1 protein-coding gene is annotated in these 1,392 nt (G+C 65.4%); it reads right to left on the bottom strand.

Annotation, left to right across the window (positions count from 1 at the left end; all coding sequences use genetic code 11):
• On the bottom strand, positions 1-1,392 hold a 1,392-nt coding region (locus IU459_RS37160), incomplete at both ends, for an amino acid adenylation domain-containing protein (protein ID WP_195134254.1).

Raw genomic sequence — 1,392 nt, 5'->3', positions numbered from 1 at the left:
CCGCTCCCCCGCCACCCCGAACGGACACGCCACAAACCGACCCGCCGTCAGGCCCGGCCGACCGTGATACCCCCGCGCCAACTGCACACCCGCCAAATACAACTCACCCACCACCCCCACCGGCACCATGCGCAGGCGACCGTCGAGCACCGACGTGCGCAGACCGGCAATGCCCTGACCGATAACGCTCGCCGACGTCGAGGCGGCGAGTTGGGAATCCAGCGGCAACCACGTCGCGTGGACACAGGTTTCCGTAATTCCGTACATGTTGACCAGCTGCGGTCCGCTGTCCGCGCGGCGCGCATACCACCGCACCAGCCGACCCAGATCGAGCGCCTCCCCACCGAAAATCACATACCGCAACGAGAGCCCGTCCGGCCTATCGGCCGCGACCTGCTCGGCATCTGCCAATTGGTAAAAGGCAGAGGGAGTTTGGTTGAGCACGGTCACGTGCTCACGCCGCAGGAGCTCGAGAAACAGCTCGGGCGAGCGTGCCGTGGAGTAGTCGACCACCACGAGCCTGCCGCCGTGCAGCAGCGGACCCCACAGCTCCCACACCGAGAAATCGAATGCATACGAATGGAACATCGTCCACACGTCTGCCTCGTCGAACCCGAACCGGTCTCGGGTGTTCGCGAACAGGGTGAGAACGCTGCGGTGGGAGACAGTCACTCCCTTCGGGGTGCCGGTCGAGCCCGAGGTGTAGATCACGTAGGCCACGGAGTCGGGATCGACCGGTGCCGCACGATCCGTGTCCGTAACCTCAAGTGAGGGAATGTCCTTCAGTCGCGTCACAGTCTCGGGTGCATCGAGCACCACCACCGGCAGATCCCCCACCGGCAACCCGTCGATCTCGGCGGCGGTCGAGAGCACACAGATCGGGGCAGCGTCGGCAAACAGGAATGCGAGCCGATCGGCCGGGTAGGTCACATCGATCGGAAGATACCCGCCACCGGCCTTGATCACCGCCAACAGGGTCACGATCAGATCCGGCGACCGCGGCATGGCCACCGCCACCAACGATTCCGGACCCACCCCGAGCGAGATCAGGTGCCGTGCCAACCGATTAGCCCGCGCGTCCAACTCTGCGTAGGACAGCGCCGAGTCGCCGGCCACCACAGCCGTTGCATCGGGGAACCGCTCGACCGTCCGCGTGAACTCGTCCGCCAACGTCACCGAGCCGACAACGAGCCCAGGACGAATCCAGCTCTCGAGCATCGAGGTGCGCTCGGCTGCATCGAGGAACTCGATGTCGCCCACCGTGATTGTGGTGTGGGTGGTGATGGTGTGGAGGGTGTGGGTGGTGCGGTGTAGGAGGGTGGTGGCGGTGGTGGTGTCGAAGAGGTCGGGGTGGTATTTGATGGTCAGGTGTAGCCGGGTGTCGGCGGAGGC

It is taken from the genome of Nocardia amamiensis, from assembly GCF_015477605.1.
Taxonomy (GTDB): Bacteria; Actinomycetota; Actinomycetes; order Mycobacteriales; family Mycobacteriaceae; genus Nocardia; species Nocardia amamiensis_A.
This window is presented reverse-complemented; position numbering and strand designations above follow the sequence as displayed.